General features: G+C 61.4%; 17 protein-coding genes and 1 pseudogene. 15 read left to right on the top strand and 3 right to left on the bottom strand.

Annotated features, from left to right (window positions below; all coding sequences use genetic code 11):
* Positions 1-10 precede the first annotated feature (10 nt).
* From ftsZ to dnaE, 9 genes and pseudogenes are all read left to right on the top strand, one after another.
* Positions 11-1,206: pseudogene (gene ftsZ / locus DDA93_RS04365) on the top strand (cell division protein FtsZ).
* An 11-nt stretch (positions 1,207-1,217) separates the two neighbouring features.
* On the top strand, positions 1,218-1,931 hold the full coding sequence (locus DDA93_RS04360; RefSeq protein ID WP_024476044.1) for a polyphenol oxidase family protein: 714 nt from the start codon (positions 1,218-1,220) through the stop codon (positions 1,929-1,931).
* On the top strand, positions 1,928-2,692 hold the full coding sequence (locus DDA93_RS04355) for a YggS family pyridoxal phosphate-dependent enzyme (protein ID WP_024476043.1): 765 nt from the start codon (positions 1,928-1,930) through the stop codon (positions 2,690-2,692). Before DDA93_RS04360 ends, DDA93_RS04355 begins: the two co-directional genes overlap by 4 nt.
* Before the next feature lie 37 nt (positions 2,693-2,729).
* The gene (sepF, locus tag DDA93_RS04350) at positions 2,730-3,248 is read left to right on the top strand and encodes a cell division protein SepF (RefSeq protein ID WP_019481332.1); all 519 of its coding nucleotides are present in this window, start codon (positions 2,730-2,732) and stop codon (positions 3,246-3,248) included.
* Positions 3,249-3,308: 60 nt separating this feature from the next.
* Positions 3,309-3,605 (top strand): YggT family protein, encoded by a 297-nt coding sequence (locus DDA93_RS04345; protein WP_116778132.1) that lies wholly within the window; start codon positions 3,309-3,311, stop codon positions 3,603-3,605.
* A 142-nt stretch (positions 3,606-3,747) separates the two neighbouring features.
* Complete coding sequence (locus tag DDA93_RS04340) at positions 3,748-4,446, top strand: DivIVA domain-containing protein (protein ID WP_019481330.1); 699 nt, start codon at positions 3,748-3,750, stop codon at positions 4,444-4,446.
* A 181-nt stretch (positions 4,447-4,627) separates the two neighbouring features.
* Entirely contained in the window at positions 4,628-5,248 is a 621-nt protein-coding gene (lspA, locus tag DDA93_RS04335; RefSeq protein WP_019481329.1) for a signal peptidase II, read from the top strand.
* A complete protein-coding gene (locus DDA93_RS04330; RefSeq protein ID WP_019481328.1) occupies positions 5,245-6,180 on the top strand; it encodes an RluA family pseudouridine synthase in 936 nt (311 codons plus the stop codon). Before lspA ends, DDA93_RS04330 begins: the two co-directional genes overlap by 4 nt.
* 66 nt (positions 6,181-6,246) lie before the next feature.
* Positions 6,247-9,816 carry a DNA polymerase III subunit alpha gene (gene dnaE / locus DDA93_RS04325; protein ID WP_024476040.1) on the top strand — a complete coding sequence of 1,190 codons (3,570 nt, stop codon included), beginning with the start codon at positions 6,247-6,249 and terminating at the stop codon, positions 9,814-9,816.
* A gap of 12 nt (positions 9,817-9,828) precedes the next feature.
* Here dnaE and DDA93_RS04320 read toward each other — a convergent pair whose 3' ends face one another.
* Positions 9,829-10,347 carry a flavin reductase family protein gene (locus DDA93_RS04320; RefSeq protein WP_024476039.1) on the bottom strand — a complete coding sequence of 173 codons (519 nt, stop codon included), beginning with the start codon at positions 10,345-10,347 and terminating at the stop codon, positions 9,829-9,831.
* Between the two features lie 55 nt (positions 10,348-10,402).
* Between DDA93_RS04320 and DDA93_RS04315 the strand changes: the two genes are divergently transcribed.
* From DDA93_RS04315 to DDA93_RS04300, 4 genes are all read left to right on the top strand, one after another.
* On the top strand, positions 10,403-10,915 hold the full coding sequence (locus DDA93_RS04315; protein ID WP_019481325.1) for a hypothetical protein: 513 nt from the start codon (positions 10,403-10,405) through the stop codon (positions 10,913-10,915).
* A gap of 420 nt (positions 10,916-11,335) precedes the next feature.
* Positions 11,336-11,638 (top strand): hypothetical protein, encoded by a 303-nt coding sequence (locus tag DDA93_RS04310; RefSeq protein WP_133185424.1) that lies wholly within the window; start codon positions 11,336-11,338, stop codon positions 11,636-11,638.
* A gap of 420 nt (positions 11,639-12,058) precedes the next feature.
* Positions 12,059-13,408 carry an APC family permease gene (locus tag DDA93_RS04305; RefSeq protein WP_116778130.1) on the top strand — a complete coding sequence of 450 codons (1,350 nt, stop codon included), beginning with the start codon at positions 12,059-12,061 and terminating at the stop codon, positions 13,406-13,408.
* Positions 13,409-13,511: 103 nt separating this feature from the next.
* A complete protein-coding gene (locus DDA93_RS04300) occupies positions 13,512-13,880 on the top strand; it encodes a DUF1622 domain-containing protein (RefSeq protein WP_019481317.1) in 369 nt (122 codons plus the stop codon).
* A 332-nt stretch (positions 13,881-14,212) separates the two neighbouring features.
* Here the strand turns inward: DDA93_RS04300 and DDA93_RS04295 are convergent, their stop codons facing one another.
* Complete coding sequence (locus DDA93_RS04295) at positions 14,213-14,530, bottom strand: hypothetical protein (protein WP_019481316.1); 318 nt, start codon at positions 14,528-14,530, stop codon at positions 14,213-14,215.
* Positions 14,531-14,535: 5 nt separating this feature from the next.
* Positions 14,536-15,483 (bottom strand): sodium-dependent bicarbonate transport family permease, encoded by a 948-nt coding sequence (locus DDA93_RS04290; protein WP_116778129.1) that lies wholly within the window; start codon positions 15,481-15,483, stop codon positions 14,536-14,538.
* 215 nt (positions 15,484-15,698) lie between these two features.
* Here DDA93_RS04290 and DDA93_RS04285 point away from each other — a divergent pair, with 215 nt between their 5' ends.
* Positions 15,699-16,574 (top strand): DUF6671 family protein, encoded by an 876-nt coding sequence (locus DDA93_RS04285; protein ID WP_116778128.1) that lies wholly within the window; start codon positions 15,699-15,701, stop codon positions 16,572-16,574.
* An 83-nt stretch (positions 16,575-16,657) separates the two neighbouring features.
* Positions 16,658-17,821: a calcium/sodium antiporter gene (locus DDA93_RS04280; RefSeq protein WP_116778127.1), complete on the top strand. Its 1,164-nt coding sequence runs from the start codon at positions 16,658-16,660 to the stop codon at positions 17,819-17,821.
* Positions 17,822-17,923: the final 102 nt, after the last annotated feature.

The raw sequence follows: 17,923 nt of genomic DNA, 5'->3' as shown, positions 1-17,923 counted from the left end.
ACACAGGACCGTGGCAGCACCGCAGAATTACTTGGCCGTCATCAAGGTAGTAGGCATCGGCGGCGGTGGCGTAAACGCCGTCAACCGAATGATCGAGGTGGGATTGCGTGGCGTTGAATTCATCGCCATCAACACCGACGCACAGGCCCTGCTGATGAGCGACGCCGACGTGAAGCTCGACGTCGGACGGGAACTGACCCGCGGCCTCGGCGCCGGCGCGACCCAGAGGTGGGACGCCGCGCGGCCGAAGATCATGCAGAAGAAATCGAGGAAGTCCTGCGCGGCGCCGACATGGTGTTTGTTACCGCAGGCGAAGGCGGCGGTACGGGAACCGGTGGTGCACCGGTCGTGGCTCGTATCGCGAGGTCCCTGGGCGCCCTGACCATTGGCGTGGTCACCCGTCCCTTCACCTTTGAAGGTCGGCGCCGGTCGAATCAGGCCGAAACCGGGATCGATACGCTCCGCGACGAGGTTGACACCCTGATCGTCATCCCCAACGATCGTCTGCTCTCCATCAGCGACCGGAACGTGTCGATGCTCGATGCCTTCCGCTCAGCCGACCAGGTGCTGCTCTCAGGTGTTCAGGGCATCACCGACCTGATTACCACGCCTGGCCTGATCAACCTCGACTTCGCCGACGTGAAGTCAGTGATGCAGGGCGCCGGTTCGGCGCTGATGGGCATCGGCTCGGCACGCGGCGAAGATCGGGCCGTCAAGGCGGCCGAGCTGGCCATTGCCTCGCCGCTGCTTGAAGCATCGATCGACGGAGCTCACGGTGTTCTGCTCTCCATCCAGGGTGGCTCCGATCTGGGGCTCTTCGAAATCAACGAGGCGGCCCGCCTGGTCCAGGAAGTAGCGCACCCCGAAGCGAACATCATCTTCGGTGCCGTGATCGACGATGCCCTCGGCGACGAGGCTCGGGTCACCGTGATTGCAGCTGGCTTTGACCAGGTCGACGCGACGTCACAGCCCAGCGCACAGCTGTCCAAGCCGGTCTCAGCGCCGTCCGTCGGAGCGAGCGCCCCGGCGGCGGCCGCAGCGGTTCCCGCGTCGGCAGGCCTCGGCGCCTGGTCGCAGCGGTCGCAGCAGTCAGGCAACAACGTCCCAGCCGACTCAGGGTTCGACGTCGACCTGCCCGCCGTGGTGGAGCCTGACTTCTCCTCGAGCCGGTCAGACGAACTCGATGTGCCTGACTTCCTGAAGTAACCACCGACGCCGTGTTCTTCTGGCGCCAGGAAATCGGCCCCGGCCGTTGGGTAGCCTTCACGAATAGTCAGGCGGGCAATCTCGCACTTCATGTGGGGGATAAGCCCGCCTCGGTCCTTCGGCGTCGGCGGGAGCTCGAAGCCGCCATGGGTATCGACGAGGGTTCCCTCCGGTTCATGCACCAGACTCACTCGGCCACCGCCGAGATAGTCGAGGACGCAGCGGCGGGTGAGCTGATCAGCGCTGATGCGTTGGTCAGCGTCAGCGGGGCAACCCCGCTGGCGGTAATGGTCGCCGATTGTGTTCCGGTGGTTCTCTCCGCCGGGGGCGGTGCAGAGGGAGCCACGGCTGTTGTGCACGCCGGCCGCCAGGGTACCCTCGACGGCGTCATCGCCAACACGGTCGAGCTGCTGCGCAGCCGGAATGCCCGGAACCTGGTGGCCTGGATTGGCCCCGCTATTTGCGGCGACTGCTATGAGGTCCCCGAGGAGATGCGCCGCGAGGTAGCTGCCGTGGTTCCCGCCGCGACAGCCACCACCCGGTGGGCGACCCCCGGCCTTGATCTGCCTCAAGCCGTACGGGCGCAGCTTGAGACACTCGGTGTGGCTGTGCAACAGGTCAGCGAGGATTCCTCGACACTCTGCACCCTTGAGAACGGGGCACTGTATTCGCACCGTCGCAGTCCCGCAGCTGGCCGGATCGCCGGGCTGGTGTGGACCCAGTGACCGACCCCCAGCGCGCCGACGAGCTCAGCGAACGGCTCTCGGCGGTGCACCAACGAATCGATCAAGCGGTGCTGGCATCGGGGCGTACCGATAAACCGCGGCTCATCGTTGTCACCAAATATTTCCCGGCGGGCGACCTGCGGATCCTGGCCGCCCTGGGCGTGACCGAGATGGGAGAAAGCCGGGACCAGGAGGCCGCAGCCAAGGCCCAGGAGCTCGCGGACCTGGGAGTGCGCTGGCATTTCATCGGCCAGCTGCAAAGTAACAAGGCGCGGTCGGTGGTGCGCTACGCACACGCAGTCCATTCGGTGGACCGGGCACCGCTCGTCGCCGCGCTCGGCAAAGCGTTGGCTAACCGGCGAACCGAACCGGGCCAGGACACTGACAGCACCAGCGCCGCCAAGACCCTCGCCTGCTTTATCCAGGTCGATCTGTCGACCGGGGACAGCCGCGCTGCGACGATCAGTGGGCATCAACGAGGGGGCGCCGCCCCAACCGACGTCGTCGCCCTGGGGCGGCTCGTCCAAGCGACCGACGGTCTCTCGCTGGCTGGTGTGATGGCTGTTGCGCCGCTGGGCAGAGACCCCGTTGCTGCGTTCGGAGAGCTGGCCGAGATCTCAGCCACGCTCCGTGGCGAATTCCCCGCAGCCACCGGCATCTCGGCTGGTATGAGCGGGGATCTCGAAGCCGCGGTCGCAGCCGGCGCGACACACCTCAGAATAGGTTCGCAGGTCCTCGGTGAACGCCCACCCTTGAGGTAGCGTCTGGACTATACCCAATGACACGACAGGAGCTACCATGGCTGGCGCACTGCGCAAGACAATGATCTATCTTGGGCTCGCCGACGGTGATGAGCACTACGAGTCCGAGCAGAAGAACTTACAAAGCAGGAACGAGGATCACCTAGTGGACTACGACCGTGACGACCGGCATGCTGACGCCCCGCAGGCGGCCAGGCTCGCTCCGGTGGACGAGTACCGTGCCCCGGTGACCCCGATCAAGCGCGCACAGTCCTCACGCGAGGATTCGGCAGCTCTCCGTCAGATCACCACCGTGCACCCACGGTCCTACAACGATGCGAAACTGATCGGTGAAAGCTTCCGCGACGGCATCCCAGTGATCATGAATGTCACCGACATGGGTGAATCGGATGCAAAACGCCTGGTGGACTTCTCGGCTGGTCTGGTCTTTGGTCTGCACGGCAGCATCGAACGGGTTACCAACAAGGTCTTCCTCCTGTCGCCCTCCTACATCGAGGTACTCGGAGAAGACCAGAAGGCCAGCGAGGCGCAGGCTAGTTTCTTCAATCAAAGCTAGCGTGGTTAACTGGTTCACGAGTTCCTCTCAAAGTATCGCTTTTAGGACTGTGACTGCCGCGTGAGTTTGGTTTTTGTTCTGATCTATCTGGTACTGATGGTCGTACAGATAGCCCTGATTATTCGGATCGTCTACGATGCCGTGCAGATGTTTGCGCGTGGCTGGCGCCCCAAGAGACTGGCCCTGGTGTTGGCTTCGGGCGTCTACACTGTGACCGACCCGCCGATCAAGGCGCTTCGCCGACTGATCCCGCCGTTGCGGCTGGGTGGAGTGTCACTGGATCTGGCATTCTTGGTGGTGTTCCTGGGAGTAACCATTCTCATGTTCGTCGCCGCCGGCTTGGCCACGTCGGTCTAGCCGGTTAGTTTTCGAGTCTCAAAAGATATACGCTGAATCACATAATTGGTGTGAATTCTCGAGTTTTATGTCCGCAATTCGGTACCGTAGTCAGGTCTGCTTCATAGGCAGGCATGTCTTATAACCACTATGAGGTGACCAGATGGCCCTGACGCCAGAAGATGTTGTCAACAAAAGGTTTCAGCCCACTAAGTTTCGTGAAGGCTACGACCAGGACGAGGTAGACGATTTCCTCGATGAGATCGTTGTCGAACTCCGTCGCCTGAACCAGGAGAATGACGAACTGCGGCGCAAGCTCGCGGACGCCTCCTCCTCAACGTCCCAGAACGCTGTGGTTCCCGCCCCCGTGTCGGCGAGCTCGCATACCGAAGAGGTCAAGGACGAGCCCAAGGCGAAGGACGAGCCCAAGGCGAAGGAACAGCCAAAGGTTGAAGAGCCCAAGGGTGAAGAGAAGAAGTCCGAAGAGCGTCCGGCTGCTGCTGCAGCACCCGCCGCGGCAGCACCAGCCGCTTCGGGCACCAGTTCAGCTGAATCGGCTGCCGGTGTGCTGGCGATGGCTCAGAAGCTTCACGACGAATACGTCAACGCCGGTGTCGAACAGCGCGACAAGATCATCGCCGAGGCGCAGATCGAAGCCAGCAGCATGGTCAACGAGGCCGAGGAGAAGACCCGTAAGACCCTGGGCGCCCTCGAGCAGCAGAAGTCTGTGCTCGAAGGCAAGGTTGAGCAGCTCCGCAGCTTCGAACGCGACTACCGTTCACGTCTGAAGGCCTACATTGAAGGCCAGCTGCGCGATCTGGATTCCCGCGGATCGGTAGCTTCCGAAGCCACCGGCTCCTAGGCGCTTCACCTGTATTACCGCTGCACCAGATGACCGGTGCAGTCCAGCTAAAGGCAACTCAAGAGGCCGGCCCCCGGGAATTCCCGGCGGTCGGCCTCTGCCGTAGGCTGGATGTCAACCTTTATGCGGCAGTCCACCCCACCCCGGCGCAGTCAGCGGCAGCGCCAAACCTGAAAGCGCTATGACAGACCAGACACCAGAGCACGGCAACCCAACCGGGTCCGATGAAACCTCCCCCGCCGCCCGTGAGACCCCTACGGCGGCCAGCCATCGCGGGCGTACGGGTGCGCGCTACGCGCTGCTCTTCGTCGCGTGCTTCGCCGTCATCTACGTAGCTGACCAGTTGACCAAAATCTGGGTCGTCTCCACCATGACCGAGGGACAGATCACCCCGGTCCTTCCGCCTCTGCTGAACTGGCACTTCATCCGCAATCCCGGTGCCGCTTTTTCGATTGGCACCGACTACACCTGGGTTTTCACCATCATCATGGCCGTCGTATCAATTGCGATCATCTCCCAGATCCGAAAGGTGGCGTCCTGGTGGTGGGCAACAGCCCTGGGGCTGGTCCTCGGAGGCGCGCTCGGCAACCTGACCGACCGTCTGCTGCGCGAACCATCGTTTGGGCAGGGCCATGTGGTCGACTTCATCGCCCTGCCCAACTTCGCCATCTTCAACATCGCCGATTCAGCCGTGGTCACGGGCGTCAGCCTGATCTGTCTGCTCACCTTGCGCGGGATCGGCATGGACGGCAAGCGCAGCAACGACGAACCTGTGGTTGACGGCTCGGCGGACGCCAAGTGAACGCCGTCGAACGGGACGAACGCGTTCCCACCGAGCTAGGAGGCGCCCGCGCGGACGCCGTGCTCGCCGCCGTCGCCGGGGTGTCCCGCTCCGCTGCCGCCGCCTGGTGTGTGGCAGGGTTCGTGACGAGCGACGGCAAACCCGTTGGTAAATCCGACCGGCCCGCTGCCGGTGCCGTCCTAAGAATCAGGGTTCCGGCAAGCGTCGACCCGCTGGCCGTGGTCGTCGAAACTGTTGACGGGATGGGGATTCTCTACGACGATGACGATCTGGTGGTCATCGACAAGCCGGTCGGGGTCGCCGCGCACCCGTCGCCGGGGTGGGTGGGCCCGACGGTCGTCGGCGCCCTCGCCGCCGCCGGGTACCGGATCTCGACGTCGGGTGCCACCGAACGCGCCGGCATTGTCCACCGCCTGGATGTGGGAACCTCCGGAGCGATGGTGGTCGCCAAAACCGAGCACGCCTACACGGTCCTGAAGCGGGCGTTCAAGGAACGCACCGTGGAGAAGGTCTATCATGCGCTGGTCCAGGGTCTCCCGGACCCCCTGGTTGGTACCATTGACGCCCCGATTGGTAGACACCCGGCCCACGACTGGCGGTTCGCTGTGCTGGAAGACGGAAGGCCCTCCAGGACTCATTACAAGGTGCTCGAAGCGTTTGGGAAGGCTAGCCTTCTCGAGGTCAACCTCGAGACCGGCCGGACCCACCAGATCAGGGTCCATTTTTCGGCGCTTCGGCACCCCTGCGTGGGGGATCTCACATACGGCGCTGACCCTCGGCTTGCCGCCAACCTGGGGCTCACCCGCCAATGGCTCCACGCCCAGAAACTTACCTTCGAACATCCGGTCTCAGGCGACACCGTCAGCGCGACCAGCCCCTACCCCAATGATCTGCAGTATGCCCTCGACGCCCTGGCGGCCGGGAACGTCTAGGCCGTGACGCCTCGTTCGCGGACCGGCATGTCAGCCGGGGGCGCCGGCCGACTGACCTAGAATGGGATGGTGGTTTCATCAGCATCTCCCCAAGCTTCCCCGGCCAAGCCAACCCGCGAAGACTCCTTCGTTCATCTGCATAATCACACCGAGTACTCAATGCTCGACGGCGCCGCCCGGCTGACTGACCTGTTCAGCCACACCGAGGAACTGGGCATGAATGCGCTGGCCACCACCGACCACGGGTTTGTGTTTGGGGCGTTCGACTTTTGGGACAAGGCGCGGGCCGCCGGGGTGAAACCCATTATCGGCGTCGAGGCGTATCTGACGCCGGGCACCGCCCGGGCTGACAAGACCCGCGTGAAGTGGGGTGGTGGTGGCCGCGATGACGTCTCGGGTGCCGGCGCCTACACGCACATGACCATGTGGGCTGAAACCACCGAGGGGATGCACAACCTGTTCCGGATGTCTTCCCTGGCATCGCTGGAAGGCTACCTCTACAAGCCCCGGATGGACCGCGACCTGCTCCAGACCTACGGCAAGGGCCTCATCGCCACCACCGGTTGTCCCTCCGGGGAGGTGCAGACAAAACTCCGCCTCGGTCTCTACCGCGAGGCAGTCAAGGCGGCCTCTGATTTCCGCGACATTTTCGGCGTCGACAACTTCTTCTGCGAGTTGATGGACCATGGGCTCGATATTGAACGCGCTGTCCAGTCGGACCTGATCAAACTTGCCAAGGAGTTGGGGTTGCCGTTGGTGGCCACCAACGACCTGCATTACACCCACGCCGAGGACGCGAAAGCCCACGCGGCGCTCCTGTGCGTGCAGTCCGGTTCCACCATGGCCGACCCGAAACGGTTCAAGTTCGACGCCGACGAGTTTTACCTGAAGTCGCCCGCCGAAATGCGCTCCATTTTCCGGGATCACCCGGATGCTTGCGACAACACCCTGCTCATCGCCGAGCGGTGCGACGTCGAGTTCAATACCAAAGCAAACTACATGCCTGGCTTCCCCGTCCCCGAGGGTGAAAGCGAGCAGTCCTGGTTCGTGAAGGAGGTCGAGACGGGGTTGCAGTACCGGTACCCCACGGGCATCCCCGACGCGGTCCGCAAGCAGGCCGAGTATGAGACCGGCGTCATCACCCAGATGGGGTTCCCCAGCTACTTCCTGGTGGTCGCCGACTTCATCAACTGGGCCAAGGACAACGGCATCCGGGTGGGCCCCGGCCGAGGCTCCGGTGCCGGGTCAATGGTCGCCTACGCTATGCGCATCACAGACCTCGATCCGCTGCAGCACGGCCTGATCTTCGAACGGTTCCTCAACCCGGAGCGCGTCTCCATGCCCGACTTCGACGTCGACTTCGATGATCGGCGCCGTTCCGAGGTGATCCGGTACGTCACCGAGAAGTACGGCGACGAGCGAGTCGCCATGATCGTCACTTACGGCACCATCAAGGCCAAGCAGGCCATGAAGGATTCCTCCCGGGTGATGGGGTACCCGTTCTCGATGGGGGAGCGGCTCACCAAGGCAATGCCGCCAGACGTCATGGGAAAGGGCCTGGCCCTGACCGATGTGCATGACAAGAACTCCAAGCGGTACTCCGAGGCCGAGGAACTGCGTGAACTGCTGAAGTCCGACGCCGACTCCGCGAAAGTTTTCGAGACAGCGCTTGGCCTCGAAGGCCTGAAGCGCCAGTGGGGCGTCCATGCGGCGGGCGTCATCATGTCCTCGGACCCGTTGATCGACATCATCCCGTTGATGCGTCGTGACCAGGATGGTCAGATTATCACCCAGTTTGATTACCCGACCTGCGAAAACCTCGGGCTGATCAAAATGGACTTCCTCGGGCTGAGGAACCTGACGATCATCACCGACGCGGTGGAGAACATCAAGCTCAACAAGGACATCGACCTGGTGCTCGAGGAGCTGGACCTCGAGGACCAGGGCTCCTACGAGCTGCTGGCCCGCGGCGACACCCTGGGTGTGTTCCAGCTCGACGGTGGCCCGATGCGTGCCCTCCTGAAATTGATGCGCCCCGACAACTTCGAAGATATCTCGGCTGTCATCGCGCTGTACCGACCAGGACCGATGGGTGCGAACTCGCACACCAATTACGCCCTGCGCAAGACCGGCGCCCAGGAAGTCACCCCCATCCACGCCGAACTGGAAGAACCACTCGCCGAAATCCTGGGAACCACCTACGGCCTGATCGTGTATCAGGAGCAGGTGATGGCGATTGCCCAGAAGGTCGCTGGCTATTCGCTGGGCCGCGCGGACATCCTGCGCCGGGCGATGGGCAAGAAGAAAAAATCCGAACTGGATAAGCAGTACGAGGGCTTCGCCAACGGCATGAAGGACAACGGATACTCCGAAGCGGCGATCAAAACGCTGTGGGACATCCTGCTGCCCTTCTCCGACTACGCGTTCAACAAAGCGCACTCTGCGGCCTATGGGCTGGTGTCTTACTGGACGGCCTACCTCAAGGCCCACCACCCGGCCGAGTATATGGCCGCCCTGCTCACGAGCGTCGGCGATGACAAGGACAAGCTCGCGATCTACCTCAACGAGTGCCGCCGCATGGGTATCACGGTGCTCCCGCCGGACGTCAACGAATCCAGCGTCAACTTCACCCCGGTCGGCACTGACATCCGCTTCGGGATGGGGGCCATCCGTAACGTCGGCGCCAACGTGGTGGGCGCGATGGTGGGAGCCCGCACCGAGAAGGGCGCTTTCACCTCCTTCAGCGACTTCCTGCAGAAGGTGCCGGCTGTGGTCTGCAACAAGCGGACTATCGAATCGCTGATCAAGGCCGGGTCGTTCGATTCGCTCAAGCATCCGCGGCGCGCCCTGGCCATGATCCACGAGGAAGCCGTCGATTCGGTGATCGTCCTCAAACGCAACGAGGCCGCCAACCAGTTTGACCTTTTCAGTGCCTTCGACGAACCCGGATCGGTGGGTGGGCTCTCCGTTGAGGTGCCGGATCTGCCGGAGTGGGAGAAGAAGGACAAGCTTTCCTTCGAACGGGACATGCTGGGACTTTACGTTTCCGATCACCCGCTGCAGGGACTCGACGGGATCCTGAGCCAGCACGCCGACTCCTCGATCACCTCGATCATCAGCGACGAAGGCCCGGCCGACGGCGCGATGGTCACCATCGCCGGCATGATCACCTCGTTGCAGCGGCGGATCGCCAAGAACAGCGGCAACGCCTACGCCCGCGCCGAAATCGAAGACCTCGCCGGGTCGATGGAAGTGATGTTCTTCGGCCAGGTTTACGGCCCAATCGCGGGGGTCCTCGCCGAGGACCTCATCGTCGTCGTCCGCGGACGTTTGCAGCGGCGCGACGACGGTGCGGTCACCCTGAACGCGCAGGAGCTCAGCGTTCCGGACCTTAGTGAAGGCCATTCCGGGCCGGTGGTGATCTCCATGGCGCACCACAAGGCGACCGAGACGGCAGTCGTGGCGCTGCGGGACGTCCTCAGGACCCACCCTGGTACCAGCGAGGTCCAGATCCGGTTGAACAGCAACCGGAAGGTCGAAGTAATGAGGCTCGGCGTTGAACTGAGAGTCAACCCGACGTCATCGCTCTTCGGCGACCTGAAAGTGTTACTGGGGCCGGCCTGCCTGGACGTGTAGGGGTCTGACGCGCTAGATCTCGTAATCCAGCGCTGTGGGTTGCCCGTAAACGCCGCCGTGATAGAGCAGGGGAACGCCCGGCGGGCCGACCTCGCCGGCCTCCACCTCGGCGACCACGACCGCGTTGTTTTCGAAGGACAGCCTCATGCTGATGCGGCCGATCAGGTGTGCTGCCACACCCTCCAACAGCGGCACACCGTGCGGTCCGGGCTTCCAGTGATCTCCGCTGAAACGGTCGCGGCTCCGGGCGAACCGGTCGGCCAGCTCGCGGTTACCCAGCCCGAGCATGTGGACGCCGATGTAGTTGGTGTTCGCGACGGCGGGCCAGGACGAGGAGGTGCGGGCCATGTTGAAGCTAAACCTGGGCGGGTCCGCGGAAAGCGACGAAACGGATGTTGCGGTGAATCCGAACGGCTGGCCCTCATAGACAGCAGTGATGATCGCTACCCCGGCCGGATGGCGGCGGAACGCGTCCCGGAAAGCTGCTGTTGAGTCATGGACTGTTGGGTCGGCTGGGCGTAGATCATTCACGCACCCCACCCTAAGGGAGGCCTTGGTGCCGCATAACTTTGTTAATGTATAAGTCATGCGATCCTCCAGTCCCGACGCCGAGCAGGCCGGAAGCTATCCGCCGCCGGTGTACTCGGTTGCCACCGAAGACACCGCCGTCCCACCCACCTCGCTTCTTTGGTGGGCATCCACGATGGTCGGTCTGGGGTTGCTAATGGGTATGGCGTGGTGGTTCGCCGCGCCGGGTGGGGGTCTGTACGGCGACCCAGCCCCCGAGGAAGCGGCCCTGGTGACCGATCTGACGCTCGGTGGTCTTCAGCTGGTGGTTGGCATCGTGGTGGGCTGGCTTCTCGTTCAACGGATGGATCTCCCCGGGGCATGGCAGCGGATTGGGTCGGCGGTGGGCGGATCGATCCTCGGATCGGTGCTAGCGGTGCTTATCGGACAGTGGCTGGGCATGATGTTCGGCGCAGATCCAGACTTTGTCTTGCTATCCCCGGGCGTAGCGGCGATTTGGCCCGGGGCCGCGGCTCTGGTGGTCTTCGTCTCGACGCTGATCGAACTAGCGTGGGGTAAACGCCGCGTCTAAAGCGCGCCGTGTGAGTCGTTCCTCCTCATTGGTGCCCAGGCCCAATTCCTTCTTCAGCGGGGCCCGTGCCGCGGCCGGTCCTCGCATGTGATGGGACTGTACTGGCTGCGTCCCTTCGACCGTAAGCAAGCTTTGTATCGCATTTCTACCCCAGTTATCGGACCGTAACCCTTCTTATCCCCGGCCCCGCCGAAGTGTGATCTTGCAAAGAGTAAGGAGCCGGGCTGTGACGCCCTTCGATTCCGCACGCTTCGACTCCGCACGGACGTCTAGCGGACAGCGTTCCTTGACCGATGTGAGCTCTACAGACAGAGTGGATGGAAACCTCTCAACTCGAGAACAGGAGCCATGATGGACAGCCGAAGTAGGCAAACGCTGCGCAGAGCGGCTGTGGTAGCTATCCTCCCCGTCACATTGTTCGTGCTAAACGGGTGCGCAGGTCCCGACGATGACCTGCCGAGCCTCGTCAATGAGGAGACGGCGGAAACCGATGAAGTACTAGAGGAAGTGTCCGAGCCAGCTCAGCCCTACGCCGATTACACGGGGGTTTACGACACCGCGTTTTTCGACGACCTGGAGTTCTATGTTGGCGAGGAAGTTACCATTGCCGCCATCGTCGGAGAGGTGATTTCCCCCAACATGTTTACCCTTGTAAGCAACACGGTTCCACCTGCATCGATGTCGTCGACATCGATGCAGTCATTATCAAGCCGTTGCTGGTAATACACCAGGAGGACCTTCCTGAACTTGCCCCAGGAATGCCGGTAGGGGTGATTGGTGAGGTGCACGAAGAATTCTATCCAGCGACCGTGGAACAAGAACTACAAGTAGACCTCGACGATGATGCATTCGAGGACTGGGAAGAGCAGGCATACCTGGAAGCTGCCAGCGCCGCATCCCTTGCTACCGACTAAAATCTCTTCGACAAAGTAGTACAGCCTCGATCTGGGAGAGAACCCCCGACTCTTTATGCCACCTATCGAATAGGTGCCGACCAGATTCGTCACGGGTGTTATTCTTCGTCACTATCCTCGGCTGGGGACTCAACGGGATCCTTTGGGTTATGCCCTCCCCGCCACACGCAAGCCCAACTGAACAGTCGTAAAGAAACTAGGTGCAGGCATGAGGCGAAAGGATGACCGCATGGAAGCCGAATCATCATCGAAGAATGAGCAGAAACTGTCGTTGACCGGTTCCGTGGCCCTGGGGACCGGGGTCATGATTGGGGCGGGTATCTTCGCGCTCGTTGGCCAGGTGGCCGAACTGGCCGGCGGCTGGGTACCGTGGGCGTTCTTCGCCGGCGCCGTGGTCGTGGGGTTCAGCTCCTACTCCTACATCCGCTACTCCGCAAAGAATCCATCTTCCGGCGGCATCGCCATGCTGCTCAAGGCCGCCTACGGCCCCGGGGTGGTTGCCGGCTCGTTCTCGTTATTCATGTACGTGTCGATGATCCTGGCCGAAAGCCTTCTTGGGCGCACCTTTGGAACCTATCTGCTGCGTCCCTTCGGACTGCAGGACTCTACCCTCTGGGTACCGGTCCTGGCTGTAATAGCCATTACGGGTGCAGCGTTGGTGAATCTGGTGGGCAATACGTTGGTGGAACGCTCCGCTACGGTCACCGCAGCGATCAAGATTGTTGGCATCGCGGTCCTAGCCGTTGCCGGGATCCTCACCGCCGGTCTCTCCTCCCTGGGGGACCTGTTCACCACCACGGACCGCACACCACCGGATGCAGGGCTCCTGGGATTTCTGGGCGCGGTCGCACTGTGCATTCTGGCGTATAAGGGATTCACCACGATCACCAACCAGGGCGGGGACCTGCGTGATCCCAAACGCAATATTGGACGGTCCATCATGATCGCCATCAGCCTGTGCACCGTGCTCTATCTGATGATTACCGTCGCGGTCACCGGGAGCCTCACCGTCCCTCAGATCGTGGAGGCCCGCGACTATGCTCTCGCGGAAGCAGCGGAGCCGGCGTTCGGGTCATGGGGGGTGGGCCTGACCGTGGCGATCGCGGTGGTCGCTACCCTTTCGGGACTAGTCGCCAGCCTGTTCTCAGTTTCGAAACTCTACGACATGCTCCGTGACATGGGCCAGGCCCCCGGCCTGCCCGGCAAAGAGGGACACCAGTCGCTATACATCACCGCCGGACTAGCCATCCTCATGGCCGCCTTCTTCGACCTCTCCCAGATCGCCTCCCTCGGCGCGATCCTCTACCTGGTCATGGACATCGCCATCCACTGGGGCATCATCCGGCACCTGAAGGACGACGTCGAAGCCAAAACCTGGATCCCCTGGGTGGCGATCGTCCTCGACGTCGCCGTCCTGATACCCTTCATCCTTCTCAAAGCGCAATCAGACCCATTCACCCTGATAATCACCGCCGTCGTCGCCCTGATCATCGTTGTGACCCAATGGCTCGTGGTACGCCGACGGAACGACGACGCCGCGCCCACGGAAGGAACGTCCACCCGGCACGAGTCCGACTGACACGCGTCACCAGCGGTCGTTGCAACTAACTTCAGAACGGCTCAGAGTGTCCTCACGATGAACCTCAGCTCGGTTCTCCGACATAAAAGGCAGGTGCAGCAGAGTGGAATTCAAGGAAGTGATGGAAGGGATTGGTAAAGCGGTCGACGCGGCCGGTGTCGCCGCGATAGTGATCGGTATCATCGCTGCGAGCCTGATTGCCGCTGGCGCCCTGCTGCGACGGCGAAAAAACGAAGGCCACAAGACCTACGAGACTTACCGCCGAAGACTGGGAAGATCCATTCTTCTCGGCCTTGAGCTGCTGGTAGCAGCGGACATCATTCGGACCGTTGCAGTAACCCCCACTTTTGAATCAGTCGGCGTGCTGGGTCTGATCGTCCTGATCCGAACATTCCTCAGCTTCTCGCTTGAACTCGAGATTACCGGCAGGTGGCCTTGGCAAAAGTCACCAGCAAAGGAACCAACTGCATAAATGAAGCCCGGGTTCGATGCCGCTATTTTCTGTAAAAAGGATCGCGACGATGCCCATGCAGTGTCCTCCCGACCTCCGTCAGCGTGCAGGGCGCAGGACAGTGGATCGGTTGTCCGAATATTCCTCATCGCCAACAAGCAGGCGGCTTGATTCACGGGACGGTTCGGTTAGCTGTGCCCTTGTGGGGCGTTCTCGGGCTTGGCTGGGCTAGGTCAAGCTCCTGGTTGGTGCCGCGATCATGGTGGGGCAGAAGACTATGCCTGTGTCATAGCTGGCGGATCGCGGCGTTTCGGCCGGCTGTCCTGCTGCTTGCCTTTAACGGCCGGAGTTTCTCACGTGGCGGTGCTGGGCGGTCTGTTCAAACGCAGGACTTCGATGTCGCTCGTGAACAAGATCATTGCGTAGTTGTCGGAATAGTTTTTTTCGAGAAACCCGGCGATCGCCCCGGCCGTCGCTTCATCGCATGCCACCTCGATGCGGATGTTGCTGCTCGGTTCCCAGCCGGCGTTACGCACGCCGTGGTGGCCTTTCCCTCGCGCATCGGTGATGGTGTAGCCGCGAGCATTCAGTCGGTCGAGCTCGCGCGCGAGTGTGGTTTCAAGCACCGATTCGGTGATGATTGTTAGCAGCTTAGTTGTTCGGTTTTGCATCAGTCTCATCCTCCAGCGAGAGCAGTATGTGCCCACACGGCCATCGTGTAGTAGATCGGAATTCCGATCAGTACGTTGAACGGGAACGTTATCCCCAGCGAGGCGGCCAGCGAAAGGGTTGGGTTGGCTTCGGGAACTGAAATGCGCATGGCTGCTGGCGCCGCGATGTACGACGCACTTGCCGCTAGCGTGGCAAGAACCATGGTTCCACCGATGGAGAGGCCCAAAGCCCAGCCGAGCCCGGTCCCGACCAGGCCGGAAAAGAGTGGCATGACTATTCCAAAGGCGACGAGAAAAATTCCGTGCTTGCGTAGGCTGCCGATCTGCGTCGCCGTGATGAGCCCCATCTCAAGCAGGAAAAGGGCCAAGAATCCCTTGAAAAGGTCAAAAAAGAACGGCTCAATCGAAGAGAGCCCGTCCGGGCCCGCCAGCCATCCGATGAGAAGCCCACCCAGGAGCAACACCACGCTTTTCCCAAGGAAAACCTCATGGCCAATTGATTTCCACCTGGTTTCGCGGGAGAGGCCTCGGGCCAGAATGATTCCCATAATGATGGCTGGCACTTCCATCAACACCAGGAGCAACGGCATGTGCTCTTCGAATGCAATCTCGCGGCTACCCAGGTAAGCGACGGCCACCGCATAAGTGCCCACACTCACTGAGCCATAGTGGGCTGCGATGGAAGCGGAATCTGCTCGGTTGAAGCGACCCAGATAGCGGAGTGTGGGGAAGGCAACCAGCGAGAGAAGGAACCCCAGCGCAACAACGGCGAGCATCTGCGGCAGCAGAGTGACGAAGGGCTGTCTGGCGAGCTCTATACCGCCTTTGAGTCCGATGGATAGCAGCAACACAATGCTGATGAAATCGTAAACTGCTGCCGGTAGGCGCAACTCCGAACGCAGGAGTCCCGCCACTGCGCCGAGCAGGAAGAAAAGGATGATGGGATCGATCACGTGGGCCTTTCTTACTGCTGCACAAACGTCGGCATTGGTGAAAATTCGCTGTCTGTGCGCTGGCGTGTGGGATGAACACCGAAGACACCATGACGGCTCCTCATCGTCTCCGGAATTCTATTCCTGAACTATACTTCATGTATTAAGTCACGGAAGACCCAGCCAAGAAGGGCACCTATCCTTCCTGTCTGGGGTCGTCCACGGAGAGGTTGCAAATGCCCGCTATCCATGTCGGCACACCAATGCCGCTCCCCATGTATCCGGGTGAACGGATAGCTCTACTTACCCAGCATGGCAAGGAGCGGGTCATCGGCCCGGTGCTAGACGATGCGCTTGGTTGCCGGGTTGAACATGTTGCAGGCTACGATACTGATCTGCTCGGTACTTTCACCCGTGACATTCCGCGCGCCGGCACACAGCTGGAGGCTGCACGCAGGAAGGCGCAGATGGGCATGAAATTGTCGGGACTGCCAATTGGTATCGCCAGCGAGGGCTCATTTGCAACAGATCCCTACCTTGGAATGTTTCCCTGGAATATTGAACTCATCCTATGGATCGACACAGGCCGTGAGCTGGAGATTGTCGCCATGGCCCAAGGTAAGACGAATTTCTCTCATCTGCTGACCGCGGACTGGGCGGAGGCCCGCGGGTTTGCCTGTAGATCCAAGTTTCCTGACCATCACTTAGTTGTTCGACCGGACGGCGAGCAGGACCCCGCCTTCCGTAAGGGACTATCCAACTGGACCGAGCTGGAGCTGGCCTTTTCGGCCGCTCAGGCCCAATCGGGGGAAGGGCAGGTCTTTCTGGAGACAGATATGCGTGCTTGCGCCAATCCCACTCGTATGGAAACTATCCGCCTCGCTGCGGAAGATCTTTCGCAGCGGATTCGCTCCAGATGCCCGGAGTGCGCCAGCCCAGGATTCTGGAAAGTGGAGCGAATTTCAGGGCTGAAGTGCTCCAGCTGCGGTGAACCCACAAGCGAAACCCGCGCCGTCATCTATGGGTGCATCAACTGTGAGTACCGCTGCACTCGCGAGCTGACTGACCCACCCCGAGCCGACCCGCGCTTCTGCGAGTACTGCAACCCTTGACCTGAATCAACCTCGAAGCAATGTCCTGGCCCTTTTGAACCCTTCCGGCAGCTAGCCGTAGGTAGCCCCGTACACTTTTACCCATGGATGCTCTTGACGTCGGACGGATCGTGGTCGGCCTGATGTTGCTTGTTCTGGGGGGAGAATTTCTGGTTCGGGGAGCGTCATCGCTGGCCCGACGTGCGGGAATTTCTGCGCTGGTGGTCGGGCTCACTGTCGTATCGGCGGCAACCTCAGCACCGGAGTTGGCCGTGACCATCGGTGCCGTGATCCGCGATGAACCGGGCCTCGCAGTGGGGAACGTGGTCGGCAGTAACATCGTCAACGTCCTGCTCATTCTGGGAATATCCGCCTTAATTCTGCCCATTGCCGTGAAGCAACGATTGGTGCGCTTCGATCTGCCCCTAATGGTTGGCCTATCTGCCGGTCTGCTGCTCTTATCACTGGATGGGAGTATCAGCGCCCTGGATGGGCTGCTCCTGTTCAGTGTCGTTGTGGTGCACACTGTGATGACCATTCTCGTCAGTCGACGGGAGGTCAAAAGCCTTCACACCACACCGAACTTGCATAACACCCCAACCACCGCTGACTCGACCAAAGAACAAGCGGAGGAGAAGGAAACGGTGGTGCGCGCCGACTCCTTCGTAAGATCGCTCCTGCTCGTACTGCTGGGGGTAGCCCTACTGGTCGCTGGTGCTTCGTTGCTGGTTGACGGTGCAGTGAGCATCGCCTCCTCGTTGGGCGTGAGCAGTCTCGTGGTCGGGTTGACCGTAGTGGCAGTCGGAACGTCACTGCCAGAACTGGCAACATCGATCATCGCGGTGCGGCGAGGTGAACGGGACCTGGCCGTCGGTAACGTGGTGGGCAGCAACATATTCAACATCGGGGTGGTCCTCGGTCTTCCGGCACTGATCTCTCTTGAAGGCATTACCGTGGCCACTGCCGCGGTCGCGTTCGATATGCCGGTAATGCTGGCGGCTTCAGTAGCCTTGCTGCCCATCGCATTCACCGGATTTGCCGTCGCACGCTGGGAAGGCATTCTGTTCGTGGGGCTATACCTCGCCTACACCGGTTACGTTGTGCTGGCCGCTACAGCACACGACGCGCTCGGCGGATTCACCGCTGCCATGGCCTGGTTCGTACTTCCGTTGATCGCGGTAACCCTCATCTCCTTTACCTCGTTCGAAGTTGGGCTCCACAAGGGGCGAAAGCTAAACCAAGCCGGAAACCCCAACTCCGTGCCCTAATTACCGCGCGGATCCATTGCCCACCCGAGGACAGGGAAACACTGCGAAGTATGGCTCTGACCGGGAACTATGTGGGCCCGCCGCAGGGTCATTGGCGCGCTA

Source organism: Arthrobacter sp. Bz4 (genome assembly GCF_003075455.1).
Lineage (GTDB): Bacteria > Actinomycetota > Actinomycetes > Actinomycetales > Micrococcaceae > Arthrobacter_D.
Note: the sequence above shows the minus strand (reverse complement) of the source record. Positions and strands in the feature narration are given on the sequence as shown.

What these genes read in the sequence shown, in the direction of transcription:
- sepF (WP_019481332.1), top strand. Translation starts at nt 2,730, where the DNA reads ATGGCTGGCGCACTGCGCAAGACAATGATCTATCTTGGGCTCGCCGAC.
- DDA93_RS04340 (WP_019481330.1), top strand. Translation starts at nt 3,748, where the DNA reads ATGGCCCTGACGCCAGAAGATGTTGTCAACAAAAGGTTTCAGCCCACT.
- lspA (WP_019481329.1), top strand. Translation starts at nt 4,628, where the DNA reads ATGACAGACCAGACACCAGAGCACGGCAACCCAACCGGGTCCGATGAA.
- dnaE (WP_024476040.1), top strand. Translation starts at nt 6,247, where the DNA reads ATGGTGGTTTCATCAGCATCTCCCCAAGCTTCCCCGGCCAAGCCAACC.
- DDA93_RS04315 (WP_019481325.1), top strand. Translation starts at nt 10,403, where the DNA reads ATGCGATCCTCCAGTCCCGACGCCGAGCAGGCCGGAAGCTATCCGCCG.
- DDA93_RS04305 (WP_116778130.1), top strand. Translation starts at nt 12,059, where the DNA reads ATGGAAGCCGAATCATCATCGAAGAATGAGCAGAAACTGTCGTTGACC.
- DDA93_RS04295 (WP_019481316.1), bottom strand. Translation starts at nt 14,530, where the DNA reads ATGCAAAACCGAACAACTAAGCTGCTAACAATCATCACCGAATCGGTG.
- DDA93_RS04285 (WP_116778128.1), top strand. Translation starts at nt 15,699, where the DNA reads ATGCCCGCTATCCATGTCGGCACACCAATGCCGCTCCCCATGTATCCG.
- DDA93_RS04280 (WP_116778127.1), top strand. Translation starts at nt 16,658, where the DNA reads ATGGATGCTCTTGACGTCGGACGGATCGTGGTCGGCCTGATGTTGCTT.